The organism is Amycolatopsis sp. NBC_00438 (assembly GCF_036026695.1).
In the GTDB taxonomy this organism is placed as follows: domain Bacteria; phylum Actinomycetota; class Actinomycetes; order Mycobacteriales; family Pseudonocardiaceae; genus Amycolatopsis.
In genome coordinates this window covers 4,394,534-4,419,168 of the sequence record NZ_CP107923.1, presented here as the reverse complement: position 1 = coordinate 4,419,168, position 24,635 = coordinate 4,394,534, and the positions used below count along the sequence as shown (strand labels likewise).

General features: G+C 72.3%; 31 protein-coding genes. 13 read left to right on the top strand and 18 right to left on the bottom strand.

All coding sequences use genetic code 11. From position 1 onward, the window contains the following. The first annotated feature begins 43 nt into the window (after window positions 1-43). The 6 genes from OG494_RS19465 (at window position 44) to OG494_RS19440 (ending at window position 4,676) form a co-directional block, all read left to right on the top strand. Window positions 44-232 (top strand): hypothetical protein, encoded by a 189-nt coding sequence (locus OG494_RS19465; RefSeq protein ID WP_328457689.1) that lies wholly within the window; start codon window positions 44-46, stop codon window positions 230-232. A 221-nt stretch (window positions 233-453) separates the two neighbouring features. Beyond that, window positions 454-714 carry a hypothetical protein gene (locus OG494_RS19460; RefSeq protein ID WP_328457687.1) on the top strand — a complete coding sequence of 87 codons (261 nt, stop codon included), beginning with the start codon at window positions 454-456 and terminating at the stop codon, window positions 712-714. Window positions 715-1,270: 556 nt separating this feature from the next. Beyond that, window positions 1,271-1,660 (top strand): hypothetical protein, encoded by a 390-nt coding sequence (locus OG494_RS19455; protein ID WP_328457685.1) that lies wholly within the window; start codon window positions 1,271-1,273, stop codon window positions 1,658-1,660. An 11-nt stretch (window positions 1,661-1,671) separates the two neighbouring features. After that, window positions 1,672-2,448 (top strand): helix-turn-helix domain-containing protein, encoded by a 777-nt coding sequence (locus OG494_RS19450; protein ID WP_328457683.1) that lies wholly within the window; start codon window positions 1,672-1,674, stop codon window positions 2,446-2,448. Window positions 2,449-2,524: 76 nt separating this feature from the next. Then, window positions 2,525-3,697 carry a 4-hydroxybenzoate 3-monooxygenase gene (locus OG494_RS19445; RefSeq protein ID WP_328457681.1) on the top strand — a complete coding sequence of 391 codons (1,173 nt, stop codon included), beginning with the start codon at window positions 2,525-2,527 and terminating at the stop codon, window positions 3,695-3,697. Window positions 3,698-3,842: 145 nt separating this feature from the next. Next, window positions 3,843-4,676, top strand: a complete 834-nt coding sequence (locus OG494_RS19440; RefSeq protein WP_328457679.1) for an SAM-dependent methyltransferase — start codon at window positions 3,843-3,845, stop codon at window positions 4,674-4,676. 20 nt (window positions 4,677-4,696) lie between these two features. Here OG494_RS19440 and OG494_RS19435 read toward each other — a convergent pair whose 3' ends face one another. Together OG494_RS19435 and OG494_RS19430 are read right to left on the bottom strand one after the other, a co-directional pair. Further along, on the bottom strand, window positions 4,697-5,617 hold the full coding sequence (locus OG494_RS19435) for an aminoglycoside phosphotransferase family protein (protein ID WP_328457677.1): 921 nt from the start codon (window positions 5,615-5,617) through the stop codon (window positions 4,697-4,699). Window positions 5,618-6,106: 489 nt separating this feature from the next. Continuing rightward, window positions 6,107-6,988, bottom strand: a complete 882-nt coding sequence (locus tag OG494_RS19430; RefSeq protein WP_328457675.1) for an SDR family oxidoreductase — start codon at window positions 6,986-6,988, stop codon at window positions 6,107-6,109. 86 nt (window positions 6,989-7,074) lie between these two features. On the opposite strand from OG494_RS19430, the gene OG494_RS19425 reads away from it, so the two are divergent. Both OG494_RS19425 and OG494_RS19420 read left to right on the top strand, forming a co-directional pair. Next, window positions 7,075-7,653, top strand: a complete 579-nt coding sequence (locus OG494_RS19425) for a TetR/AcrR family transcriptional regulator (protein WP_328457673.1) — start codon at window positions 7,075-7,077, stop codon at window positions 7,651-7,653. A 130-nt stretch (window positions 7,654-7,783) separates the two neighbouring features. Further along, window positions 7,784-8,440: an FG-GAP repeat domain-containing protein gene (locus OG494_RS19420; RefSeq protein WP_328457671.1), complete on the top strand. Its 657-nt coding sequence runs from the start codon at window positions 7,784-7,786 to the stop codon at window positions 8,438-8,440. Between the two features lie 22 nt (window positions 8,441-8,462). Here OG494_RS19420 and OG494_RS19415 read toward each other — a convergent pair whose 3' ends face one another. Both OG494_RS19415 and OG494_RS19410 read right to left on the bottom strand, forming a co-directional pair. Beyond that, on the bottom strand, window positions 8,463-8,930 hold the full coding sequence (locus OG494_RS19415) for a hypothetical protein (RefSeq protein WP_328457669.1): 468 nt from the start codon (window positions 8,928-8,930) through the stop codon (window positions 8,463-8,465). Window positions 8,931-9,036: 106 nt separating this feature from the next. Continuing rightward, window positions 9,037-9,786, bottom strand: coding sequence for a GAF and ANTAR domain-containing protein (locus OG494_RS19410; RefSeq protein ID WP_328457667.1), 750 nt, complete (start codon window positions 9,784-9,786; stop codon window positions 9,037-9,039). A gap of 322 nt (window positions 9,787-10,108) precedes the next feature. On the opposite strand from OG494_RS19410, the gene OG494_RS19405 reads away from it, so the two are divergent. After that, window positions 10,109-10,903 carry a SigB/SigF/SigG family RNA polymerase sigma factor gene (locus tag OG494_RS19405; protein WP_328458975.1) on the top strand — a complete coding sequence of 265 codons (795 nt, stop codon included), beginning with the start codon at window positions 10,109-10,111 and terminating at the stop codon, window positions 10,901-10,903. Window positions 10,904-11,090: 187 nt separating this feature from the next. Here OG494_RS19405 and OG494_RS19400 read toward each other — a convergent pair whose 3' ends face one another. Continuing rightward, entirely contained in the window at window positions 11,091-11,261 is a 171-nt protein-coding gene (locus OG494_RS19400) for a hypothetical protein (protein ID WP_328457665.1), read from the bottom strand. Between the two features lie 97 nt (window positions 11,262-11,358). Here OG494_RS19400 and OG494_RS19395 point away from each other — a divergent pair, with 97 nt between their 5' ends. Beyond that, window positions 11,359-12,072 (top strand): GNAT family N-acetyltransferase, encoded by a 714-nt coding sequence (locus tag OG494_RS19395; protein ID WP_328457663.1) that lies wholly within the window; start codon window positions 11,359-11,361, stop codon window positions 12,070-12,072. Here OG494_RS19395 and OG494_RS19390 read toward each other — a convergent pair whose 3' ends face one another. Beyond that, complete coding sequence (locus OG494_RS19390; protein ID WP_328457661.1) at window positions 12,073-12,909, bottom strand: SAM-dependent methyltransferase; 837 nt, start codon at window positions 12,907-12,909, stop codon at window positions 12,073-12,075. 147 nt (window positions 12,910-13,056) lie between these two features. Between OG494_RS19390 and OG494_RS19385 the strand changes: the two genes are divergently transcribed. Then, window positions 13,057-13,737: a DUF5134 domain-containing protein gene (locus tag OG494_RS19385; RefSeq protein ID WP_328457659.1), complete on the top strand. Its 681-nt coding sequence runs from the start codon at window positions 13,057-13,059 to the stop codon at window positions 13,735-13,737. A 42-nt stretch (window positions 13,738-13,779) separates the two neighbouring features. Here the strand turns inward: OG494_RS19385 and OG494_RS19380 are convergent, their stop codons facing one another. Genes OG494_RS19380 through OG494_RS19370 form a run of 3 tightly spaced genes read right to left on the bottom strand, consistent with a single transcriptional unit; the run spans window position 13,780 to window position 16,429 of the window. Continuing rightward, entirely contained in the window at window positions 13,780-14,013 is a 234-nt protein-coding gene (locus OG494_RS19380) for a hypothetical protein (protein ID WP_328457657.1), read from the bottom strand. 9 nt (window positions 14,014-14,022) lie between these two features. After that, the gene (locus tag OG494_RS19375; RefSeq protein ID WP_328457655.1) at window positions 14,023-14,580 is read right to left on the bottom strand and encodes a sigma-70 family RNA polymerase sigma factor; all 558 of its coding nucleotides are present in this window, start codon (window positions 14,578-14,580) and stop codon (window positions 14,023-14,025) included. Window positions 14,581-14,611: 31 nt separating this feature from the next. Continuing rightward, window positions 14,612-16,429, bottom strand: coding sequence for a flavin-containing monooxygenase (locus OG494_RS19370; protein WP_328457653.1), 1,818 nt, complete (start codon window positions 16,427-16,429; stop codon window positions 14,612-14,614). A gap of 144 nt (window positions 16,430-16,573) precedes the next feature. Here OG494_RS19370 and OG494_RS19365 point away from each other — a divergent pair, with 144 nt between their 5' ends. Continuing rightward, the gene (locus OG494_RS19365) at window positions 16,574-17,749 is read left to right on the top strand and encodes a GAF domain-containing protein (protein ID WP_328457651.1); all 1,176 of its coding nucleotides are present in this window, start codon (window positions 16,574-16,576) and stop codon (window positions 17,747-17,749) included. Between the two features lie 26 nt (window positions 17,750-17,775). Here the strand turns inward: OG494_RS19365 and OG494_RS19360 are convergent, their stop codons facing one another. The 4 genes from OG494_RS19360 to OG494_RS19345 form a co-directional block, all read right to left on the bottom strand. Next, window positions 17,776-17,949 carry a hypothetical protein gene (locus OG494_RS19360; protein WP_328457649.1) on the bottom strand — a complete coding sequence of 58 codons (174 nt, stop codon included), beginning with the start codon at window positions 17,947-17,949 and terminating at the stop codon, window positions 17,776-17,778. Window positions 17,950-18,028: 79 nt separating this feature from the next. Beyond that, window positions 18,029-18,208, bottom strand: a complete 180-nt coding sequence (locus OG494_RS19355; RefSeq protein ID WP_328457647.1) for a hypothetical protein — start codon at window positions 18,206-18,208, stop codon at window positions 18,029-18,031. A gap of 42 nt (window positions 18,209-18,250) precedes the next feature. Continuing rightward, on the bottom strand, window positions 18,251-18,577 hold the full coding sequence (locus tag OG494_RS19350) for a hypothetical protein (RefSeq protein WP_328457645.1): 327 nt from the start codon (window positions 18,575-18,577) through the stop codon (window positions 18,251-18,253). Between the two features lie 48 nt (window positions 18,578-18,625). Then, window positions 18,626-19,792 carry a hypothetical protein gene (locus OG494_RS19345; RefSeq protein WP_328457643.1) on the bottom strand — a complete coding sequence of 389 codons (1,167 nt, stop codon included), beginning with the start codon at window positions 19,790-19,792 and terminating at the stop codon, window positions 18,626-18,628. A gap of 160 nt (window positions 19,793-19,952) precedes the next feature. On the opposite strand from OG494_RS19345, the gene OG494_RS19340 reads away from it, so the two are divergent. Then, window positions 19,953-20,645, top strand: a complete 693-nt coding sequence (locus OG494_RS19340; RefSeq protein WP_328457641.1) for a siderophore-interacting protein — start codon at window positions 19,953-19,955, stop codon at window positions 20,643-20,645. Between the two features lie 65 nt (window positions 20,646-20,710). On the opposite strand, the gene OG494_RS19335 is transcribed toward OG494_RS19340, so the two are convergent. From OG494_RS19335 to OG494_RS19315, 5 genes are all read right to left on the bottom strand, one after another. Further along, window positions 20,711-21,589 carry a CU044_5270 family protein gene (locus tag OG494_RS19335; RefSeq protein WP_328457639.1) on the bottom strand — a complete coding sequence of 293 codons (879 nt, stop codon included), beginning with the start codon at window positions 21,587-21,589 and terminating at the stop codon, window positions 20,711-20,713. Next, window positions 21,582-22,172: an RNA polymerase sigma factor gene (locus OG494_RS19330; protein ID WP_328457637.1), complete on the bottom strand. Its 591-nt coding sequence runs from the start codon at window positions 22,170-22,172 to the stop codon at window positions 21,582-21,584. The genes OG494_RS19335 and OG494_RS19330 overlap by 8 nt, the downstream gene beginning before the upstream one ends. 107 nt (window positions 22,173-22,279) lie before the next feature. Then, complete coding sequence (locus OG494_RS19325) at window positions 22,280-22,642, bottom strand: nuclear transport factor 2 family protein (protein WP_328457635.1); 363 nt, start codon at window positions 22,640-22,642, stop codon at window positions 22,280-22,282. Continuing rightward, on the bottom strand, window positions 22,639-23,094 hold the full coding sequence (locus OG494_RS19320) for a cupin domain-containing protein (RefSeq protein ID WP_328457633.1): 456 nt from the start codon (window positions 23,092-23,094) through the stop codon (window positions 22,639-22,641). Before OG494_RS19320 ends, OG494_RS19325 begins: the two co-directional genes overlap by 4 nt. A 9-nt stretch (window positions 23,095-23,103) precedes the next feature. Then, entirely contained in the window at window positions 23,104-24,588 is a 1,485-nt protein-coding gene (locus tag OG494_RS19315; RefSeq protein ID WP_328457631.1) for a flavin-containing monooxygenase, read from the bottom strand. Between the last annotated feature and the right edge of the window lie 47 nt (window positions 24,589-24,635).

Below are 24,635 nucleotides of genomic sequence, written 5' to 3'. Positions count from 1 at the left end.
GTGGTCCCCGGATAACGCGGCGGAATCCGGGTACCCCGCGGCCATGACGAACGAACACGAAGACCACGGGCGCGTGCCCGTGCCCGTGCCCGACGAGAACGAGACCGGCGAGCGGACCTTGGACCGTGGGCTCGCCCCGCCCTCGGTGCCGCCCGAGGTCACCTCGACCCACCCGCTCGACCGGGGCCTCGCACCGCCCGAGGACGAGGAGGCCGGGCGCGAGGACGCATGACTCCCCGCGGAAAGTGAAATAGTTTTTGACCTTGAGAGAATAACGGAGTTGATTGCGTATTCAACGATTCACTCGTTCGAGTGGATCTATGATTGCGTGGAGTCAGTGTCGGGAAAACCTGTAACTCTTTTGTCGGGAAGATCGACTGTTCGAGGGTCAAGCGATTTCGATCCGTGACGTCCGCGAGGGATGTCGGATCACCGACGGGAGGCCGAGAGACCATGGGTGTTCCTGGGCAGGTGTTCTCGATCGCACGCGATCGCGCGTTCCACCGCTCGCGGATTCGGGCGAGCGATCGGAATCGCTGGCTGCTGCTGGCCCTGGTCACGTTCGCGGTGATCCCGGCCGATGACGACGGAAGCGCCTGGGTGATGGTCGCGACGCTGGCCGCGGTGGCCCTGCTGGCCGTGGCCGGCCGGGCACTGCGCCGGGCCGCGGCGAAGGTCGACGCGGCCCTGACGGACGAACTCGACCCCAGATGATCCGCGGAATCGCGCCGACGAAGAAAATGGCGCGATTTCCGTTCGTGGCGTGCGGGACCGGCGAGTTCGAAATGTGACCTGCGGGCAGGGTGCCGGAGTCGCGTCGGCATTGTTCGACGATTTCGCCAGCCAGCCAGCCAGCCAGCCAGCCAGCCAGCCAGCCAGCCAGCCAGCCAGCCAGCCAGCCAGCCAGCCAGCCAGCCAGCCAGCCAGCCAGCCAGCCAGCCAGCCAGCCAGCCAGCCAGCCAGCCAGCCAGCCAGCCAGCCAGCCAGCCAGCCAGCCAGCCAGCCAGCCAGCCAGCCAGCCAGCCAGCCAGCCAGCCAGCTGGCCCCGGCCGGCCAGCCCGGCAGCCCGGCCAGCCCGGCAGCCACCAGCCGACGTGGCGCGGTGCTGTGAGTGAACCCCGCCTCCACAGTCTGCCGCGGCTCTCGTGAGTGTTTAGGGCGGTTAGAACCGCCCTAAACACTCACGACCAGCCGCGGCAGGCCGCCCACGCGCCCTGCGGCCCGGCTACCCTGACGGCGGCCCGCTGACCGAGGACGAGGACCATCCACTGTGGACTACCGGAAGCTGTTCGCCGAGATCCACCGGCGCCCCGGCCTGTACGGACTGGACGGTGGTTATCACGACTACTGCACGTTCCTCCTGGGTGCGGACGCGGGCAACGACGGGCAGCTGCTCACCGGCTTCACCGAGTCGCTCGTGCCGCGGGTGGGCACCGGCGACAGCCTGACGTGGACGTCGCTGGTGCTGCACCTGGCCTTTCCCGGCCGCACCGCGGGGTGGCGCGAGGAGGCGGCAGGGGAGGGGCGGCAGCACGCGGTCGACTTGCTCTTCGCCCTGCTGGACGAATTCCTCGAGAGGCGGGCGGCGCCGGGCGGGACGGCGGCGATCTTCGACGACTACCTGACGTGGCTGAAGGCGCAGTCGTGGTACCGCCGGTAAACCGACCCCCGATGCCGGAAACCCGCCAGTCCGTCCCGAAGCCCGGCTCGCCGACCCCGCGTGGCGGCGGCTGGCTCCCGCACGGCTACCACCTCGAGCCGCACTCCCACCCCGACGGCCAGCTGGTGTACGCGGCCGCCGGCGCGCTGGCCACCACCACCGAGCGCGGGACGTGGGTGGCGCCGGCCAGCCGGGTGACGTGGACACCGCCGGGATTCGAGCACTCCCACCGCTTCTACGGCCGGACCGACGCCCGGCTCGTCGTCATCCCGGCCGGCGAGTGCGGCGACCTCGTGGCCTACCCGAGCGTGTTCGCGGTGAGCCCGCTGCTGCGGGAAGTCCTCCTGGCGCTGACCGGCCGGAGCAGGCGAGGTCCCGAGGCCGAGAAGCGGTTGCGCGGTGTGGTGGTCGACGAACTCGGCGAGGCCCCCGAGCGGTCCTTGCACCTGCCCGAGCCGCGCGACGACCGGCTGCGCGTCGTCACCGATCTCCTGCGCGCCGATCCCGGCCAGGCCGCGACGCTGGCGGAGCTGGGGCGCGCCGCGGGGGCGAGCGAACGCACCCTCAGCCGCCTGTTCCACACCGATCTTGGCATGGGGTTCCACCGCTGGCGCACCATCCTGCGCATCCACCACGCGCTGGTGCACCTCACCGACGGCCGGTCCGTCACCGACACCGCGATCGTGTGCGGCTGGTCCAACCCGTCGACCTTCATCGAGGCGTTCACCGCCGTCGTCGGCCAGACGCCGGGGCGCTACCAGGCCGGCCTCCAGGACCACGGCGCCTGACCATCTTGGCGGCTTTCCGGTATCTGCTGTCCGATTACCGGTGGTCGGCCCGCGGGTCCGCGGCCACTGTGGTCCCATGACCAAGACGGACGAGAACACCACCGTGGTGATCGTGGGCGGCGGCGTCGCCGGGCTCGCCCTCGGGAACTTCCTGCTGCACAGCGGAATCGGCTGCGTGATCCTGGAGAAGCACCGCCGTGACCACGTCGAACACCGCCAGCGGGCCGGCTCCCTCGACGCCCGGGGGGTGCGGATGCTGCGGGCGTGGGGGCTGGGAGAGGTCGTGGAAGGCAGCACCAGCCACGATTCCGCCGATCCGGGTGGGGGTGTGCCGCTGCTGCTCGACGGGCAGAGGCGGCAGTGGCGGCTGGACGAGGACGACGCCGATGACGCGGATGACGCCGACGGTGCGTTCTGCCCGCAGCAGATCCTCGTCCCGAACCTCATCGCGGTCTTCCTCCGCGACGGCGGCGACCTCCGCTTCGAGGCCGAAGACGTCTCCCTGGAAGGTCTCGACACCGAGCATCCCGTGGTTCGCTACCGAGACGCCGACGGCACGGCGAGGGCACTCGGCTGCGACTTCGTCGCCGGCAGCGACGGATACCACGGCGTCAGCCGGACGGCCGTGCCCGCCGACGTCCTCACCTGCGACACCCACGAGTTCGGGTACGCCTGGCTGACCGTCATGGCGGAGGTGCCCGCGGATCCCCCGGCCGTGCTGGCCGTGCACTCCCGCGGGTTCGCCGCGCGGATCACCCGCGGCCCGGCCGCCAGCCGGCTCTACCTGCAGTGCCCGCTCACCGACACCGCCGAGCAGTGGCCGGACGAGCGCGTCTGGAGCGAACTGGACGCGCGGTTCGGCGCCCCCGCCGCGGTGCGGGGGCCGATCACGGGCAAGCAGGTCGTACCGCTTCGCGGGGTCGTGTTCAGCCCGATGCGGCACGGCCGGCTCCACCTCCTCGGCGACGCCGCGCACCTCATCTCGCCGATGAGCGCGGAGGGGATGAGCCTCGCCCTCCACGACGCCGACGTGCTCGCCCGCGCCGTCGTCCGTCAGGTCGAGGAGGGTGATCCGAGCCTGCTCGACGCCTACTCCGACACCTGCCTGAGCCACACGTGGGAGCGTCAGGCGGCCGCGGTCCGGATGACCGAGACGATGCACGACGCCGGGGACGCCTCCTACGAAGGGGAGTTCCGCAAGCGGATCGCCCGCAAGAACCTCGAGACCATGGTGGAGCCGGTCAGGTGACCGCCCGGCGGCGACGTGACCACTGCCAGTGGTGCACAGCCCGCTACGAACCATCCTTTCGTGTAGCCCCCGATGTGGTCACAGGAGTTACCAAAGTCGTTAGGCTGCCAGCCCAAGTGGGAAGTGATCCGGATCCGGAGGTGGCGTGACTCTCGCAGCTGACCCGGGGGTGCGCTCCGGCTGGTCGTGGGACCACGACGTCGCTTCGCCGGCCCGGATCCGTGACGCGGCCCTGCGCGGTCACGACAACTACGCGACCGATCGCGCCGCGCTGCGCGAACTGGACGAGGCCGCGCCGGGGTTCACCGACCTGCTGCGCGCGGCCCGGGCGTGGCACGTGCGGGTCGTCCGCCACCTCGCCGCGCGCGGCCTCGACCAGTTCCTGGACCTGGCCGCGGGCCTGCCCACCGCGCAGGACAACACGCACCAGACCGCCCAGCGGCAGAACCCCGACGCGAAGGTCATCTACACCGACACCGACCGCCTCGTGCTCAGCTACGAGCGTGCGTTGCTGGACGAAAACGACAACACCGCGGTGGTGCACGCCGACCACCTGGAACCCGGGCACCTGCTCGGCCACGAGACGGTCTGCACGGCGTTCGACCTCGCCCGGCCGGTCGCCGTGCTGATGACCACGGGCGTGCAGCACGAACCGGACGACGCCCGCCTGGCCGCGGCGGTGGCCGGCTACCGCGCCCTGCTGCCGCCCGGGTCGGTGCTCGCCCTGAGCTGCTGGTCGCTCCCGGAGTCCGTCGGGACGGGCCCGGCGGCGCGCACGATCGAACGCACGTGGGAATCCCGCTGCCGCCGGGCCGTCCGCTGCCGCACCGAGACCGGCGTCGAGCGCCTGTTCGCGGGGTTCGACCTGCTCGATCCGGGGCTGGTGCGCCTGCAGGACTGGTGGCCCGACGGCCCGGCCCTGCGCGTGCCCCGTCCCGCGCAGCGGCTCGCGGTCGGCGGTGTCGGCATCAAGCGGTAGGACTCTCGCCGGGCGCGGAGTCAGCCGGGGGTGCGGTATTCGGCGAGGATCTCGGCGAGGACGCGCTGCGCCTCGGTGGCTTCCCGGTCGGCGCGGTCCAGGGTCTGGGCGCAGGTGACGAGCGTCTTCCAGAGGGCCCACCCGCGTCCGCGGGCCCAGGTCGCCTCGTCGAGGGACAGCCGCTCGCGGAACGCCCGCCGGCCGTCGGGGGTCAGCAGCGTCCACGCGATGGCGACGTCGCAGGCCGGGTCGCCGGCACCGCACGTCCCGAAGTCGATGACCGCCGCCAGCTCTCCGTTCCGGAGCAGGAGGTTTCCCGGGGCGACGTCGCCGTGGAACCAGCTCTCCACGCCGTCCCAGCGGGCGTCCAGCGCGACCTGCCAGATCTCGCCGGCCAGGTCGACGTCGGCGTGACCGGTCAGCTTCGCGAGCGCGCGCCGGGCCGGCTCGTCGTAGGTGCGCAGGGTGGCGCCCCGGAACCAGTTGTGCGTGCCCGGCCGGGGCGCGCCCGTGGTGTCGACCTTCCGCAGGGCCGCCAGGAACCCGGCCAGGCCGGTCGCGAACCGGACCGGGTCGGCGATGCCGTCCGCGCTCGCCGGTGTGCCGTCGAGCCACGGGTGGATCGACCACGGGAAGGGGTAGCCCGCGCCGGGCCGGCCTTCCGCCAGCGGGACGGGGATCGGCAGCGGCACCTGCGGGGCCAGCACGGGGAGCCAGCGCTGTTCCTTGGCGACGGCCAAGGCGTATTCGGCCGCGCTGGGCAACCGTGCCGACATCTCGTCGCCCAGGTGGAAGGTGCGGTTGTCCCAGCCGCCGTTCGACACGGGCCGGACCGGGAGGCCGGCCCACCGCGGGAACTGCCCGGCGACGAGCCGGCGGACCTGGTCCGCGCCGACGGTCCGGCGCCGCGGCGGCGGACCGAGAGTGGGTGTGGTGCTCACCGGGCCATCTTCGCCCGTGGGCTACCGGCGGCGGGACCGAATAAAATCGGTCTCGCCGCCGGGTCGGGTTCCGGCAACGTCGTTTCAAGCGTCCGCCGGACGTCTCCGGAGCGGCCAACACGCTGCCCGGAACCGCCAACACGCTGCCCGGAGTGGCCAACACACGTCCCGGAACGGCCAACACGCTGCCCGGAGTGGCCAACACACGTCCCGGAACGGCCAACACGCTGCCCGGAGTGGCCAACACACGTCCCGGAACGGCCAACACGCTGCCCGGAGTGGCCAACACACGTCCCGGAACGGCCAACACGCTGCCCGGAGTGGCCAACACACGTCCCGGAACGGCCAACACGCTGCCCGGAGTGGCCAACACACGTCCCGGAACGGCCAACACGCTGCCTGGAGTGGTCAACACGGCGCCGAGGGCGCGCCCGGTCGGCGGTTGGCCGCTCCGGTCGCTGTGTTGGCCGTTCCGGTGATGAGCCGGGGTCAGGGCCGGATGTTCTCCAGGTCCTCGAGCAGGCTCGGGTGCTTCGGCTCCCAGCCGAGCGCCTCCCGGGTGTGCGCGCTGGACGACGGCTGGTCCATCGCGAAGATCGGGCCCAGCGGGCCGAAGTTCTCCTCGGGCACCGGCTCGACCGGCAGCCCCAGGCGCCGCCCGATGACGCCGGCGATGTCGCGCACCGCGTCACCCTCGTCGGCCACCGCGTGCCAGGCGGTCCCGGCAGGCCCGGCCTCCAGCGCCAGCCGGAAGAGGACGGCCGCGTCGAGGGCGTGCACGGCCGGCCAGCGCTGGGCGCCGTCACCCGGGTAGCCGGACACGCCCGCCTGGCGCGCGATCCGGGTCAGCAGGCCCGCGAAGCCGCCGTCACCCTTGTTGTGGACGGTGCGCGGCAGGCGCACGGCGGTGCTCCGGACCCCGCGCGAGGCCAGGTCCAGGGCGGCCGTCACCGCGCGGCCGCGGCCGCCGACCGGGCCGTCGGTCGGCGCCGGGTCGGCTTCGGTGGACGTGCGGCCAGGCACCCACGGCGTCCCCGAGACGGTGACGAACGGGCGGTCGCTGCCGACGAGTTCCTCGCCCAGGGCCGCGATGGCGGCGCTCTCCTCGGCGACGGCCCGCGCGACGCTCTCGGCGGTGCTGAAGTCGTTGCTGAACGCCAGGTGGATCACGCCGTCGGCCTTGGCCGCGCCGGCCCGGAGGGTGTCCAGGTCGGCGAGACCGCCCCGCACCGCTTCGGCGCCGGCCCGGTCCACGGCCAGCGCGGAGGCGTCGGAGCGGGCGAGGACCGACACGGTGTGACCGTGGCCGAGCAGTTCAGCGACGACGGCGGAGCCGACCAGCCCGGTGCCGCCGGTGACAAAAACCTGCATGGAACTCTCCTGACCAGTGATGGGACTAGTGTCTCATCACGCTACCAGAGTGATGAGACACTAGTCCCATCGCCTATGATCGCCCCATGGCACGATGGGAACCCGGAGCGCGGGAACGGCTCGTCGTGGCTGCCGTCGAACTCTTCACCCAGCAGGGGTACGACGCCACGACGGTTGCGCAGATCGCCGAGCGGGCCGGGGTCACGAGAAGCACCTTCTTCCGGTACTTCCCCGACAAGCGCGACCTGCTGGTCGCCGGCCAGGAGACACTGAGCCGGCTGCTGTCCGAGGGGATCACCGAGGCGCCCCCGGCGGCCAGTCCGCTCGAAGCGGTCGCGGCCGGTCTCGAACGCGCGTCGACCACGATGGGCCCGATGAACCACGAGCTCGGCCCGCGCCTGAAGGCCGCCATCGCGGCTAGCACCGAACTGCAGGAGCGGGACGCCCTCAAGAGCGTCGGCCTCGCGGCGGCCATGACGGCCGCGCTCGTCGCCCGTGGCGTGCCCGACCCGATCGCGCACCTCGCGGCCGAGCTGGGCGTCCTGGCGTTCAAGCGGGGCTACGCCGAGTGGTCCGAGGCTGACCGCGACGCCGCGGGCGAGTTCGCGCCGTATGCCCTGGCGGCGCTGGACGAACTGCGCGCGGCGAGCGCGGCACTGGGCTGACCGGGCCTTGGGGCCGAGGTTGCGTTCGTGTGGCACATCGCACGCGCGGTGCACGCGGCGGACCTGTGGCCGTCTTTCTTCATGAGAGCACTTTCGGTGAAAAGATCACCGGAAGACGGAGGGAGATCTCATGAACCGCACCGGACTCGTCCGCACCGCCACCGTCGCCGGCCTGGCCGCGGCGCTGGGTTTCGCCGCCGCCGCGCCGGCCTTGGCCGCGCCCGCCACCGACCCGGTCACCACCGTCGCCGACCTGAACGGCGACGGCGAGATCGAGACCGTCACCGCGCAGCTGACCGGCGACGACGACCAGCTGATCTCGGCCACGGTGAACGGGACGTACACGTCGATCCACCTGCCGGCCGACAGCCAGTTCGGCATCGAGGCGCCGCGGGTGACCGACCTCAACGGTGACGGCCGGGCCGAGCTGGTCGTCGCGCAGTCCATCGGCGCCAATACGACGTTCTACTCCGTGCTGCACTACGACGGCCGCAACCTGAGCCAGGTCGTCGGCGCCGACGACAAGCCGTTCTCCGTAGCCGAAGGCGGCGGCGTCGCGGCCCACTTGGGTTACCAGTGCACGCCTCTGGAAGGCGGCCGCGCCTTCACGACCGTCGCCGCCGAGACCGACGACATCGGCCGCCCCGTGGACCAGATGACGTACTCGGGCACCCGCACCGTCTACACGCTGCGCGACGGTGCCCTGAGCGTCTACGAGACGACGCCGTTCAGCGCTCGTCCCGCGAAGGACCCGGTGCTCGCCACCGATTCCGGCAGCTGCGCCTGACCGCCGGTGACGTCGGGGGGTGTCACCCGGCGCGGCCGTGTTTCACCTGCGCGATGTAGGTGTTCGACGCCGGGAGGTAGGAGAGCACCAGGGCGAGCACCGACACCGCGGTGCTGACGTAGTTCACCGCGGTGCCCGACGTCGCCACGAGCGACGCCACCTGCAGCAGCGTGACGATCGTGAGCACGATGCGCGCCCAGTTCCGGCCGGCCTTGAGCCGGAAGCTCAGGAACAGGTACAGGACGGCGAGCACGACCAGCACCCCGATCCCCACCGCCTGGCCGATCGTCGCCGACCGCTGGATCTGGTCCTCGGTCAGGTGGGCCGAAGACGCGCCGGCGCTCGCGGTGCGCAGCGCCTGCGCCAGTTCGTCCCGGTAGCCGAGCAGCAGCCCGGCGCCGACCAGCGCGGAGATCGTCGACACGAGGTAGCCGAAGAACGCGGCGACCAGTGTGCCCGGGGGAGTGGGGTGGTCCGTTCGGATGTCCATGGGGCGAACGTAAGCAGGCCCGTGGGCCGCCGCCGTGCGGGAAGCGGAAGTCCGTACCGGGGGACGAGGAGCGGGCCGGGTTCCTCATACCCCGGTACGAGCGGCCTCAGGCCGGGCCGTCCCGGTCGGTGACCGTGGTGACGAACCGCTGCGCGACGTCGCGCAGTTTGACGTTGGTGTGCTGCGACTGCCGGACGAGCCGCTGCATGGCGTCGTCGGCGTCGATGCGGTGGATGGCCATGAGCATGCCCTTGGCCTGCTCGATCACCGCGCGCGAACGCATGGCCGTGGTGAGGTTCTCGCACTCCTCCACCGCCACCCGGTAGCGGCGGACGGTGCGCAGCCCGAACGCGACGAGCGTGGTGTAGACGCCGAGCAGGTGCGATTCGGCTTCGGCGAAACCGTGGTCGCCGAAGCCGAAGAGGTTCAGCGCGCCGGCGAGGGTGTCGTCGACGTGCAGCGGCGCGGCGAGGTAACTGCCGACGCCGAGCGAGGTGGCGTGCCGGGTGAAGGCCGGCCACTCCTTCGTCGCGGTGGCCAGGGAGACGCGGACGACCTGCCCGGTCGCGGCGGCCTGCAGGCACGGGCCGTCACCGGCCTCGTACTGGTGCCGGTCGATGTCCACGGCGCGCTGGTCCGAATGCGCGGCGGTTTCCGGTTCGCCGTGGTGGATGGCGGTGATGCTGGCCATGTCGGCGTCCGGGAACGCGTTGACCGCTTCGGTGACGATGGTGTCGAGGACGCTCTGTTCGCCGTCCTCGGACTCGAGCGCGCGGGTGAGGGCCGAGGCCGAGGTGGCCAGCTCGTCGTGCTGGCCGAGCTGGCCGAGCTGTTCAAGGGGGTCGGTGTCGGGCATTCGGGTCTCCGTTCTCCACTGCGGCGCAGGGGGCGGCCCGAAGTCGCCGCCTCCACGACAACCGCTGTGGTTTCAACGGATCAGCAGAGATCCTAGCGGGTGGCCGGCCGGGGGCGGGAGCGATCGGACTGCCCGCCCGGCCCGTCCACTGTGGACTACCGGCGGAGAGCGGCCGTACTCGCGGCGTCACGATGACGTCCGTCACGGCCTGGCGAGGTTTGCCGCGCGCCGGTGGGGGTATTAGCAGCGCGACGAACAGGAGGTCGCCTTGACGACCGTCACGCCGGTCGCGGGCCGCACCGAGCAGGACGACGCCGTCCCGGTGCCGGTCACGCAGGACCACCCGAAGACCCGCGACCGCAAGCGGGACGACTACTCCCATTGCGTGCCGCTGTTCGCCGAGCTCGCGGCCCTGCCCGCGGGCCACGCCGGCCGGGCGCGGCTGCGCGAACGGCTGATCCTCGAGTTCCTCCCGCTCGCCGAGCACATCGCGACCCGCTTCGGCGGCCGCGGCCAGCCCCGGGATGACCTGGTCCAGGTGGCCCGGCTGGGCGTGATGAAGGCGGTGGACCGGTTCGATCCCACCCACGGCGCGGACTTCCTGTCCTTCGCGGTCCCGACCGTCATGGGTGAGGTCCGCCGGCACTTCCGGGACACCGGCTGGGCGCTGCGCGTCCCGCGTGGCCTGCAGGAGCTGCAAGGCCGGCTCTCCCGCGGCACCACCGAGCTCGCCCAGAGCCTGGGCCGGGCGCCGACGCCGAGCGAGCTCGCCGGCCACCTGGGCATCGACGTCGAGACCGTCCGCGAAGGCCTGCTCGCGGCGAACTGCTACGAGACGTCGTCGCTGGACCAGCCGCTCAACAGCGGCGAGGGCACCAGCTCCCTGGCCGAGGTGATGGGTGAGCCGGACGCCGGGATCGGGCTCGTCGAAGACCACCAGACGCTCGCCCCGCTGCTGAAGAAGCTGCCGCCGCGGGAGCAGGCGATCGTCCGGATGCGGTTCTTCGACGGCCTGTCGCAGTCCCAGATCGCGGCCCGCGTCGGGGTCTCGCAGATGCAGATCTCCCGGTTGCTGGCCAAGACCCTGCACCAGCTGCGCGACCAGCTCGGCGGCTGAGCGGAGGCCCGCGGCCGATCGGCGGGTTCCTTTGTCACGCAAGGAAATCGTCGCGGCCGGCGTCGACGCGCGTGCCTGGACGGCTTCCAGGTGCACAACGTCTGGGAGAACACGGGCTGTGGCAACACCTTCAGCAAGAACACGGTCACGCTGACGACCTCGTCGGGCCGGGCCGGCGCGGGGCGGGTCAGTGCGGGCGGTTCAGGTGGGTGTTCACCGCGTGTTCGTGGCGGGTGATCCGGCGGTGCAGGTCGGCGAGCGCGTCCGCCAGTTCGTCGCCGTCGGCTTCGGCGCTCGTGGCCGCGTCTCCCGGTTCGGCGGCGGTCGCGTCCGTGACCGGCCGTTTCGAGTTGTCCACCTGCACACCACCGGCTTTCGCGTACAAACTTCCCCGCGTGATCACTGCCCACGAGCGGGCCGGGTCAAACGATCGCCTGGTCCGGCATGCTGGAGCGGTGTCGGCTGAGGTGAGGGACGCGGAGCGGGCGCTGCACCGCCGGATGGGGCTGGCCTGCGCCGCGGCGACCGCGGCCGGGCTGCCGGGGCGGTTCCGGGTGTGGGAACACGGCGGGCTGCTGGCCGTGCTGGCCACCGACCCCGCGCTGAGGTTCCTGTCGACGGTCTCCGGGGTGACGCCGGCGACGTTGCCTGCGCTCGACGGGCTGCTGACCGGCTGGGACCCCACCGTGCTCACGACCGGCAGTGAGGTGCCCGAAGGGCTGGTGCCGGCGGGGGAGCGCGTCATGGCCGTGCGCCGGCTGGGGGAACCGCCCGCGGCCGATCCCGAGGTCACGGACGCCGACGCCGGGAGTTTCGTGGACGTCCTGCTGGCCGGCTACGAGGTGGCCGGGCCGGTCGCCGCGTTTGTCGCCGCGGAGCACCGGATGCCGCAGATGCGGCGGTTTGTGCTGGTCGAGGGCCGGACGCCGATCGCCGCCGCGGGGATGACCGTCCACGACGGCGTCGCCGTGCTGGGCGGCGCGTCGACCCTGCCCGAGTGCCGGGGGCGGGGCGCCCAGACGCGGCTGCTGCGGCACCGGCTGCGGGTGGCGGCCGGCGCGGGCTGCGCACTGGCCGTCGCGACGGCCGGTGCGGGGTCGGTCAGCGCCGCGAACCTCGGCCGGGCGGGCTTCCGCCTCCACCGGCGCTCGGCGTGGGCAAAACCCTGATCAGGGCTTGCGGGCGAGGCCGCCGGCGATGATGCGGTGCGCGACCGTCACCGGCTTGAGGCGCGGGCCGTCGGGCCACCACTGGTAGAGCGGCACGATGCCCGGGTCGATCAGCTCGAGGCCGTCGAACAGTTCGGCGATCTCGTCGTGGGTGCGCCAGGTCGCGCCGCCGAGCGAGCCGCGGGCGACGACGTCCGAAAGCTGGTGCGCCGCGTCGCTGTCCGCGGGTTCCTGCGGGTCGAGCAGGTGCGAGATGAGCACGTGCGACCCCGGCGGCAGCGCGTCGATGTAGGCCCGCATGACCTCGGCCGGCGCGTGACGGTCGCCTTTGTGGTGGTGCAGCGTCGCGACCTGCGACAACACGATCGGCCGAGTCCAGTCGAGGTGGCTGCGCACCGTCTCGTGGTCGAGGATGCTGCGCGGGTCGAAGATGTCGCCTTCGACGTAGCGGGTCAGCTCGTTGTCCTCGAGTAGCGCCCGGCCGTGCGCGGTGACCACCGGGTCGTTGTCGACGTAGACGACCTTGGACAGGCGGTCGAACCGCTGGGCGACCTGGTGGACGTTCTCCGCGGTCGGCAGCCCGGAGCCGCAGTCGAGGAACTGCGTGATCCCGGTCTGGTGGGCCAGGAACCGGATCGCCCGGACGAGGAACAGCCGGTTCTCGCGGGCCACCTCGACGACGTCCGGCATCGACGCCGCCAGCTGGTCCGCGGTCTTGCGGTCGATCTCGTAGTTGTCCTTGCCGCCGAGCAGGTAGTTGTAGACGCGCGCGACGCTGGCCCGATCCGGATCGACGCCGACCGGGGCGTTCAACGGGTCCACATCGTTCGACGGCATTTCCCGGCGCCTCCTGCTCGCGGTTGAGAAGTCCCACCCACCGTAACCAGCTGGGTGGGCCACGTTACCCCCGGGCCGCGCGATCGCCGGGAACTTTTCGCCCCGTCCGTCCGACCAATGCGCGGATCTCCTCGGAAAGGTGGTGCGATGACCGGCTCGTTCGCGCTGCGCGTGGCCCTCGGTGTCGGGTTCCTCCTGCTCGCGGCGTACTACGCCGGGCGGTGGGTGCTCTCCCGTCGTGACGGGCCCGCGGCCGGCTGGGGTGCCGGTCCGGCCCACGCGTCGCACCTCGTGCTGTGCGCCGGGATGGCCGTCATGGTCCAGCCGGCGATGGACCCGCTGCCCGCGCCGGTGTGGATCGCCCTGTTCGCCGGCGTCACCGGGTGGTTCGCTGTGCGCATCCTGCGCCGGCGGGCCCCGGCGGGGGAGCTGCACCACGTCGTCGGCGGCGCGGCGATGCTGTACATGGTCGTCGCGATGCCCGGGCTGCCGCCGATGTTCGGCATCCCGCCCGCCCACGACATGGCCGGCATGGACATGGGCGGGATGGACATGGCGGGGATGCACGAAATGACCACCATGCCCGGCATGACCACCGCGGCGGGGGCCGGGACGGGCCTCGCGGTGCCGATCATCGCGTGGGTGCTGGCCGGGTACTTCGCGGCGCACACGGTCCGCCTCGGCGCGCGGCTGGTCGTCGCGCCCGCGGTGGCCGTCGCCGAGGGCCCGGCGCAGCGGAACCGGTCACCGCGGCTGCTGGGCGCGTGCCGGATCCTCACGAGCGTCGGGATGGGCGGCCTGCTCCTGGCGATGGCCGGCTGGTCCTGAGCCGAAGCGCGAGGGCCCACGCCACCATCAGCGGGAACTCTTCTACGCGCGCGGGAGCGGCTTCGGCAGTACCGCGGGTGGCCGGTACCCGCCGCCCGGGGACGCGCCGAAGACCGTGCCGTAGACGCCGGGATGGCGCAGCCCGAGGGCGATCGACGGGCCGTCCCCGGCGAACATGACGAACCGGGGCGGCGCCGGGGGAACGTACGCCGTGACCGGCCGGCCCCCGTCGTAGCCGAGCGTCCCGGTGACGAGACGTCCGGCCAGTGGGGTCATCCGGCCATTTCAGGCGCACCGGGCGGGGGTTTCCCGCATCGCCGCGGTGAGGTCGTCGCGGGCGCGGGCCACCCGGGACCGGATCGTGCCGACCGGGCAGCCGCACGCCGCGGCGGCGTCCACATAGGACAGTCCGAGGGTCTGGGTGAGCACGAAGGCGTCCCGCCGGTCCGGCTCGAGCGCGTCGATCAGGTGACCGAGCACGACCCGCTCCTCGAACACGGCGGGGGTGACGCCTTCCGCCACGGACTGCCAGTCGTCCAGCGCGGCCTGACGCGGGCGGACCCGCAGGCCGCGGATGTGGTCGGCCACCACCCGCCGGGCGATCGTGAACAACCAGGTCCGGGCCGACGCTTCGGCCCGGAACCGGCTGAGACCTCCCAGCGCGCGCAGGTACGTCTCCTGCGTCAGGTCGTCCGCGGTCTGGACGTCGCTCAGGCTCGCGATGAACCGCCGGACGTGCGGCTGGGTGGCCCGCAGGAACTCCTCGAGGGCCTGGCGGTCGCCGCGGCCGGCGAGCTGGGCCCACTGCGTGATCTCGGCGTCTTCCGCGGTGCGTGACCTCACACCGCGAACACGTCGGGGACGCCCGGACGGTTCACGCCTTGTGGTGCACCTCCTGCAGGCCGTACACCGGCGTCGGGATCCCCTCGAACCGCGCCTTGAGCTGCAGCGCGAGGTAGAGCGAGTAGTGCCGCGACTGGTGCAGGTTCCCGCCGTGGAACCACAGGCCCTCCTGCTGGGTGGGCTTCCACATGTTGCGCTGCTCGCCCTCCCACGGCCCGGGGTCCTTGGTCGTCGCCGAACCCAGGCCCCAGCACTTGCCGACGCGGTCCGCGGTCTCCTGGCCGACCAGGTCGGCGACCCAGCCGTTCATCGAGCCGTAGCCGGTGGCGTAGACGACCAGGTCGGCCGCCAGTTCGGTGCCGTCCTCCAGCACCACCGCGTCGCGCGTCAGGTGGTCGACCTGGCCGTGGGCCAGCTTGATCTTCCCGTCGGCGACCAGCTCGGCCGCGCCGACGTCGATGTAGTAGCCGGAGCCGCGCCGCAGGTACTTCATGAACAGGCCGGACCCGTCGTCACCCCAGTCGTGCCGGAAGCCGGCCTTTTCGAGGCGCTCGTAGAAGTCCTGGTCGCGCTCGCGGATCGCGTCGTACACCGGGATCTGGAACTCGTGCATGATCCGGTACGGGATGGACGCGAAGATCATGTCCGCCTTGTCGGTGGTGACCCCCGCGGCCACCGCGCGTTCCGAGTACAGGTCGCCGAGGCCCAGGTCCATCAGCGAATCCGACTTCACGATGTGGGTCGAGGAGCGCTGGATCATCGTGACGTCGGCGCCGTGCTCCCACAGCGCCGCGCAGATGTCGTGCGCGGAGTTGTTGGACCCGACGACGACCGCCTTCTTGCCGGCGTAGGCGTCCGGGCCGGGGTGCTGCGACGAGTGGTGCTGATCGCCGGCGAAGTCGTCCATCCCCGGGAACGACGGGACGTTCGCCTTGCCGGACATCCCGGTCGCGAACACGACGTGCCGCGGCGTCAGCACCAGTTCTTCGCCGTCACGGACGACCCTCACCCGCCACTGCTGCGCGTCGGCGTCCCACTTCGCCGACGTCACCTCGGTGCTCGTCCAGTACGGCACCTCCATCAGCCGCGTGTACATCTCCAGCCAGTCGGCGATCTTGTCCTTCGGCGCGAAGACCGGCCAGTTCTCCGGGAACGGCAGGTAGGGGAGGTGGTCGTACCAGACGGGGTCGTGCAGGCAGAGGTTCTTGTACCGCTTGCGCCACGAGTCACCGGCCCGCGCGTTGCGCTCCAGGACCAGCGCCGGGACGTCGAGCTGGCGCAGCCGCGCGCCGAGCGCGATGCCGCCCTGGCCGCCGCCGATGACCACGACGTACGGCTGCTGCTCGTAACCGAGACGCGCGTCCTCCTCGGCCCGCTTCTCGGCCCAGGACGTCCGGCCGCGGACCACGCCGTGTTCGACGCCCTTCGAGCGACGGTCGCGTTGCCGCTCTTCGAAGCCCTTGAGCTCGCGCAGGCTGGTCAGCAGCGTCCACGCGCCTTCGTCCGTCAGCCGCAGGTGGCCCTTGGCGCGACCGGCCGCGGTCTCGAACTCGAGCCACGCGTCGGTGACGCCGTCGGCCTCGGTCGGCGGCTCGGTCGTGCGGAACCCGGACGGGTCGATCCGGTCGAGGGTGGCTTCCAGGAGTCCCGAGACGCCGTCGCGGCCTTCGACCGTCTTGATCGTCCAGGTGAAGGAGACCAGGTCACGCCAATAACTGTCGACGGCGAAGAGCGCGGCGGCGGCTTCGACGTCGCGGGCCGCCAGGGCCGTCTCGAACCGGTTCAGCCAGGCGTCCACCCGGGCCTGCGGCGTGTCCGTCGCGGCCGTCCGATCCACCGTCTGTGTCATGTGCGCTCCCAAGCGTCGGCTATGACCCCGATCACACGCCCGGGTGAACCGTCGCGGCAAGGGTTGCACCGCATTGCACGGCCTTGGCGTACCCGGCGACCGGATCTACGCTGGTGGACCGACGCGACGGTGCGGAGGTGGCCCATGGGCGTGCACAGCTCCCTACCGCCCGGTGCCAGCCTGCCGGCGCACGCGCGTGACCTGGTCCGGATGCACGAGGCCGTGATCGGCGGCGGCCGCCCGCGCGTCCGGCCGCGGCCGCTGGTGTCCCGGTCGTGGTCGCGCGCGCTGAGCCTGGGGCTCGCCGCCGACGGCATCAACACCCGCGACTCGGTCCCGCTCGACGAGGTCGCGCGGCGCCGGCGCGCCTCGCCCTTGCGGCACGTCGTCGACGGCCTCGGCCAGGTGCTCGACCCGGCGAACATGCTCCTGGTGGTGACCGACGCCGAGGGCGTCATCCTGTGGCGCGAGGGATCGCCCCGCATCCGGCGTCAGGCCGACACCCTCGGGTTCGCCGAGGGCGCCGACTGGCGGGAGGCCCGCGTCGGCACCAACGCGATCGGTACCGCGCTCGCCGAGGCCGCCCCGGTGGAACTGCTCGCGGGCGAGCACTTCGAGCAGAACCAGCACCCGTGGTACTGCACGGCCTCGCCGGTGCACGACCCGCGCACGGGCGAGCTGCTCGGCGTGATCGACGTCAGCGGCCCGGCCCTGACCCTGCACCCGGCGATCGGGGCCCTGGTGGAGACCGGCCGCCGGCTGGCCGAGTCCGAGCTGTGGCGCCACCACCAGCAACGCCTCGACCGGCTGCGGCGCACGGCGGAACCGGTGCTGGCCGCGGCGTCGGGCCCGGCACTGCTGGTGGACGACGACGGCTGGGTCGCCCACGCCGCGGGCATCGCGCCCGGCGAGCGGATCGCCGCGCCCGCGGAGGGCCAGGTGCTGGCGGTGCCCGGCCTGGGCGCGTGCCTGCCCGAGCGGCTGGCGGACGGCTGGCTCGTGCGCCCGGCCGACACCGAGCGCCGGGTGTGGCTGGACCTCGACCTCGCGGGCGCGCCGGTGCTGCGGATGCGTTCGGGCGACATGGGCTGGTGCCGTCCGGTGACCCCGCGGCACGCGGAGATCCTGGGGTGCCTGAGGGCGGCCGGCCCGGCGGGGCTTTCGGCGGAGGCGCTGAGCCGCGCGCTCTACGGCGACGCCGGGCACCTGGTGACCGTTCGCGCGGAGGTCTCCCGGTTGCGGCGGTGGCTCGGGGCCATTGTGGACACCCGGCCGTACCGCCTGGCCGAGGGCGTGGAGTTGACGGTCCACGGCGGGTGAAGCCGGTCCGGCCGCTCTCGATCCCGTCAGTGCGGGGTGCTCGACGAGTTGTCGTACGTCCCGTTCGGCTTGGCGCGGTAGGTGTACTTCCCGGACTTGCGGCCGCGACGAGCTTTGCGGCCGAGCAGCACGAACGTCGTGAGCAGGAGCAAGATCAGCAGGCCTACACCCGAAACGCCGAGGATCAGTGCGGTTTCCACCCGATGAGCATAGGCGGGCCGGCCATCCCACCACCCCGGCACCGCCCGGCGCCGGGGTGGCGCCGGCCGGTGCCGGCGGTCAGCCGTCCAGGGCCAGGTGCAGGAACGCCAGCACCGCTCCCGGGCCGACCAGCAGGCAGAGCGCGAACCCGCCCAGCAGCGGTTCGTCGTTCCGGAGCATCTTCACGAGCAGGCCGAGCGCGGTCACGACCGTGGCGGCCAGCAGGACGAGCACGGCAAAGGGCACGACAAGGGGCACAACGCAGTCCTCACTGAAGCGTGGTGAACAGGGAAATCCGGTTCACCGGGCGGGCGGGGCCCGAGGGGACTGCGCGGTGGGGAGGGAGACGGCCGATCGGGTGCCGGGCGCGTCCAGGACGCGGCCGGTCCGGTCCGGCGAGGACGCTTCGAGAGAAGGCGGGTGGACCGCCCACCAGGTGTGCGGCGCCGGCGCGGACAGGTGCGGCGCGGTCGCCGCGACCCGCAGGACGGCGTGCCGCTCGGACAGGGTGTCCTGAGTGGACGCCGACGGCCCGGCGGCGGCGACCGGCGCGTCCCAGGAGGTCGCGCCGGTCGCCGTGCCGAGGAGGATCAGCAGGACGACGAGCAGCTGCTTGAGCCTCGTCACCTGCACCTCCGCCGAGCGTGTCCGTTTCGCCCAGCTTACGTGCTCGGGTCAGGCGCCGTAGGTGGCCTGCGTGACGGCGAAGACGTTCCGGCTGCCGGCGCCTTCCTGCAGGCTCCACAGCAGGTCTGCGTTGGTGGAGTCCTCCCAGTACGAGAGGCTCTCGCCGCTGCCGACCCAGGTGTGCGTGGCCGAGCCGGTCGCCGCGGCCCAGTAGTAGAGCTTCTTGTCCCCGGACGAGTTGAACCACCAGCGCCCGTTGTGCGAGGCGACGCCGTTGAGCTTGTACCAGGGCAGCTGCAGCGCCTGGCTCGCGGTCGTCGTCGCGGCGAACGTCGTCGCGCCCGAGGCGAACGGGAAGCGGACCGCGCGCGGGGCACGGTTGGGGTAGTCGGTGCAGCCGGAGGAGCAGGTGTACTCGGCCATCACGATCGACTTGCTCACCCGGTCCAGCGAGATCGACGACCAGGCGAGGTTGGTGCCGGAGGTGGTGTTCGCCGTGATCGTGCCGACCTGCGGCAGGACGTAGGCGTAGTTGTGCGCGTAGTAGGTGCTGCCGCTCTGGTGGCCGATCTGGTCGGCGGTGCCGCCGGTGTTCGTCTTGAGGATCTTGCGCATGTCGAACACGCGCATGCCGTGCCCGGTGTCGGCGACGTACAGGTAGTCGCCGTACCAGGAAACGCCGCCCGCGTGGATCGGGATGTCCTGGAAGTCCGGCGCCGACGCGGTTCCGGTGGGCTGCACCAGCAGGATCTTGCGGTACTTGTTGGGATAGGTGGCGTCCCAGTCGACGAGCGTGATCCGGCTGCGCTCCTGCGCGCCGGTGCACGAGGCCTTGGTGTACCAGCTGACGGCCACCAGCTGGTGGCCGTCGTAGTTGCCGCTGTCTGCCGTGCCGACCGCGTCGCGGCTGGTCGTGATGCCCTGCGGGTAGTTCGCGCAGTCGGAGTTGTCGGTGCTGTCGAACCGGAACCCGGTGGACAGGCCGGCGGGAGCGAACGACGACGGAAGCGCGACCCGGTCGTGGTTCGCGTTGTCCATCACGGTGTGGACGGCCGCGGTGCCCAGCGTCGAGACGAGCGCCGTGCCGACGGCGTCGAACTGGTGGTAATCGGCCGTGAGCGTGTACTGGCTCGCGGGCAGGGTGGCCGGCCCCGCCGCCGCGTCAGCGGGTGGCGCGACCAGCATTCCGGCGGCCAGCACCGCTCCGATGGGCATGATGAATCTACGACTACGTGGCATGGGACCCCCAGTCCGATCAACGGTCGGCGCTCACGCTAGGACTGTCGCCGTAGTGCCGCAATACCCGTTCGTTAAGCGGTACCCGAGCCTGTCCGGAGTTCGTGAGATGTCCATGGGGACGTCGAAAAGGAGCACGATGACCGCACTCGAACGCCTCGCCGATCTCGCCGGCGGCATGATGCTGGACACCGCCCGGGTCACCGGGGTGAGCCGGTTGCCGGCCGATTTCGTGCGCGTGGAGCTGGCGGCCGAGGCCTTCCGGAAGGCCACCTGGGTACCGGGCGCGAAGCTGCAGTTCCGGCCGCGGCGGGGCACGTTGGGCCTGCGCACGTACACCCCGATCAGCTGGGACGCCGAGCGCGGGGTGACCGAGCTGCTCGGCTTCACCCACGGCGACGGCCCGGCGGCGCGGTGGCTGCGGCAGGTCGCGGCGGGCGACACGTGCGAGGTGTTCGGGCCGCGCCGGTCGCTCGACCTGAGTGCCCCCCACGGCTCCGTGGTCTTCGTCGGGGACGAGTCCAGCGTGGCGCTCGCCTGCGCGCTGCGGACCGTCACCGGCGACGTGACGCACGTCTTCGAGGCACGCGACCCGGCCGGGCTGACCGAAGTCCTGGCCGGTCTGGGCATCGACGCGCAGGTGGTCGGGAAGACCGCCGACCGCGCCGAATTGCTGAGCCGGGCCCGCACGGCCGGGCCCGGCCGCCTCGTGGTCACCGGCGACGCGGCGACGGTCCACGCGGTCCGGCGCGACAGCCGGACCTGGCCACACGCGCCCGGGACGGTGACGGGCAAGGCCTACTGGGCCGAGGGCCGCACCGGTCTCGACTGACCGAACGGACCCGAACGCCCCAAGGCCACCTTGGGCGCGTGGGCCGGGAGCCGGAACTCTGTGGGTCAGGGGCGCTGCCCGGCCTGGTCGACGAAGGTCTTCGCCATCACCGCGGTGGTGTCCGTGCCCAGGAACCGGTGCGTGGTGGTGTCGAAGACGAGCACCTCCGGCTTCGCGTCCGGCGACGAGCCGGGGGAAACCGGCCAGGTGATGCCGACCCCGGGGCGTCCGGCGCCGTCGGTGACGTGGTCTACGGCCTGGAGGCCCGGCACCTTCGCCGCCGCCTCGAACAGCGCCGCGTAGGACGCGGGCGAGAGGGCCTGCTCGTAGGCCAGGTCGATCACGTCCTTGCCGATCGCGTTCGTGTCGCCCTTTTCGCCGCTGTGGTGGGCTTCGAGGTAGGCGAGCATGGCGTCGCCCGTCGTCGGCAGGTCCGCCCGGTAGGCGGGGTAGGGCACGCAGTCCTCCAGGGTGCCCTCCTTCGCCGGGTCGTTCGCGCCGTAGACGGGCGCCTTGCCGTCCCGGCAGCCGGCGGACTTCGTGTCGCCGATCAAGCCGTCGCGGGTGCCGTCCACCGAGAGCCAGACCTCGCGTGTCTGGTGCTCCGGAAGCGCCGTCTTCACGTAGAGGAACTGGTCCGGGCGCGGCGCGGTGGCCGGTTCCGTGAGCGCCGCGCCGGCCGCTTCGGTCAGCACCTTCACCGGATCGGCGTTGGCGACGCCGGCGCCCACCCCGATCCGGTCGGCCGGGGCCAGGGTGACGACGGCGGTGATCGCCGCGGCCAGGCCGATCGTCGTGGCGCCGGCGGCCCAGAACCAGCGCCGGGAGCGGCGGGGGCCGGTCCGGGTCGCGGCCAGGAAGCGGGCCCGGGCCGCGGCGAGGTCGTCCGCCGTCGCGAAGCCGACGGTCTCCGCGCGCTCGCGGATCAGCTCGAGCTCATCCATGGTCCGAGGTCTCCTTCACGAAGTCGTCCGCGCCGAGTTCGGCGCGGAGGTGGGCGCGGGCGCGGTTGAGCCGCGACTTCACGGTCCCGACGGGGATGGCCAGGGCTTCGGCGACCTCCTGGTAGCCCAGCCCTTCGGCGGCGACGAGCAGCAGGACGTCCCGCTCACGGGGGCGCAGCGCGGCCAGCGCCCGGTCGAGCTCCGCGGCCCGGGCCTGCGCGGTCACCCGGTCGGCGACCCGTTGGGCGTGGCCGTCTTCCGCGGCGGGCGGCCCGAGGGCCATCCGGAGTTTCAGCTCGCGCACTTCCGTCCGCCGGTGCCGCGAAACGAGGTTCGTCGCGATGCCGTAGAGCCAGGGCCGGGCGTCCGGCCGGGACAGGTCGAACTTCGCCCGCTTGTCGAACGCGATGAGGAACGTGTCCGAGAGCGCGTCGTCCGCGGCCGTCGGACCCAGGCGCCGGGCCAGGTAGCGGTGGATGTGCCGGGCGTGGCGGTCGAAGATGACCGCGAACAGGCCCGGCTCGTCCCGCGACCGCGCGATCACGCTCGCGTCGTCGTCGGCTTCACTGCTCTCGGGGGTCATCGCCTGCCTCTCGCTCCGGCCAGTGTCATCTGCTGTTCTCCGCTCCCGGGAACGGGTTCCGGGATCGGGAGCGGAAGTGACCCAGATCACTGCCGGGCGAGGGTGGCTCAGGTGAACGCCGGTGAGATGTCCATGTGGACGCGGTAGTCGACGATCAGCGGGCCGTCCAGCCAGATGACCGTGACGCACGGCAGGGCGACCGGCTTGCCCGCCGGCGACTCCGTTTCGATCGTGAAGCGGCAGAACAGCTGATCGCCGGCCACGGCCACCTGGTCCACGGTGTGCCGGACCCAGGGCAGCGCGCCCGCGGCGCCGGCCGTGGCCGCGATGATCGCGTCGCGGCCGGCGAGCGTTTCGTCGTTGCCGAAGGTGTACGTCGCGTCGTCGGCGAACCACGAGCCGAACGCCTCGGCGTCACCCGCGTCGACCGCCGCGCACATCGCGCGGACCATCTCCTCGTGGCCGGTCATTTCCGCAGCGAAAGGCCGTAGCGGGTCATCACCTGCGCCACCAGCTTCATGTCGCGCCCGGGCGGCAACTCGCTCAGCTCCTTGTAGTAGTTCTCCAGCCCCGGCGGAGAGACCACCGCGACGATCCGGGTCTCTTCGTCGAACGGGTTGCGGAACACGTGCGGCACCCCGCGCGGCATCAGCAGCGAGTCGCCCTGGCCGAGGACGTGCCGCTCGCCGTCCAGTTCGACCTCGACCTGCCCCTGGACGCAGGTGAACAGCTCGTCCTCCCGGCTGTGGACGTGGGTCGGCGGCCCGCCGAGGCCCGGCGGCACGACGTACTCGAACAGCGAGTACGCGCCGTTCGTGTCGGCGCCGGTGAGCCGGGCGTGGATGCCCAGCCCGATCGCGCCGAGGTTCGTGCCGTCACCCGGGTGGATGACGTGGTGGCCGGTCTTCGGTGCGGTGTCCATGAACTCCTCCTAGAGAGCCGCGGGTTCGGGGGTGGTCTTCGCCAGCCGGGCGAGCAGCTCGGGTGTCAGTTTCCGGTACGCCGCCGGGGAAACCGGGTTCAGCCAGTGCGTCGCCCGGGTGAAGCGGGGGATCTGCAGGCCGAGGTCGCCGAGCACCTCGTCGACGTTGTGGATGGAGAACGGGATGATCTTCGTGCCGCGGCAGTGGTGCGCCCCGGTCGCGACGTCGAGGAACGCGAGCTGCCCGACGACGTCCGCGTGCCGCGTCTCGACGTCCGGCAGCGCGAGCGCGCCGGCCAGGTCGGCCGCGATCCACAGCGCCGCCATCTCGGCGTTGAGCGGGCTGAAGAACGACGAGTTGTAGCCGTTGAAGTACAGCCCCGGCGCGCGCAGCGGCTGGATCTGGCGGTACAGCAGGAAGTTCCCGCGTTCGTCGAACAGCTGCTTCCGCACGGTCTCGTCCAGGAACGGCACGCCCTGGATGAAGCCGGTCGCGCAGACGACCAGGTCGGCGGGCAGCACCGTGCCGTCGGCCAATTCGGCGCCCGGCCGGTCGCCGCCGTAGAGCCGGGTGATCACCTGGTCGCGGCGGACGCGGATCGAGCCGTCGGCCACGCCTTCGAAGAAGCCTTCGGTGGCCAGGCCGATCGCGCCCTTGACGATGTCCTCCATCTTCCCCGGCGGCAGGAGATCGTGCTGCCGCAACCGGAACTGCCGCACCGACACCGAGCCGACGGAGTTCAACATCGACGCGCGCAGCCGGTTTCCCGGGCCGTGCAGGAACTTCTCGAACCCGCGCAGCCACCGGTAGCGGAACAGCGCCTCGCCCATCCGGGTCAGCAGCAGCATCTTGAAGTTGAGGAACCCGGCGATCTTGCGCGGCACCTTCCACAGCAGCTGCCGGGCGATGACGTCGGTCGTCTCGGCGACGTCGCTGATCGCCACGGTCACGTCGCAGGCCGACTTCCCGTAGCCGACGACCAGTGCGTGCTTCCCGCGTGCCTCTTCGACGTCGGTGAACTCGCTGCCGGCCAGGACCCGGCCACCGGCGGCCTCGAACTCCGCGCGCCCCGGGAAGTCCGGGACCGCCGGTTCGCAGAACACGCCGTTGGCGACGACGACCCGGTCGAACGTCTCCGGGTCGCCGGAGGTCGTGGTCACCACCCAGCGGGCGCCGTCGGGGACGACGGACTCCACCGTGGTCCCGAGCCGCAGGTGCGGGGTGACGTCGTAGACGTCGGCGTAGGCCGCGAGGTACTGCTGGATCTGGGCACCGCCGGGCCATTCCGGGAAGTCCTTCGGCATCGGGAAGTCCGAGAACGAGTACTGGGCCTTGGGGCTCTGCGTGGTGAGGCCGGGGTAGCGGCGGGTCCGGCTCCACACCCCGCCGACGTCGGGGGTCTTGTCGAAGACCGCGACGTCGTGGCCCGCCTGCAGCAGCACCTTGGCCGTGGTGAGCCCGGCGAGCCCGGCCCCGATGATCGCGACGTGCATGCCTGGTTCTCCTCCTCCGGCGCCGGTGCCGGGCAGCTCCGGCGCGG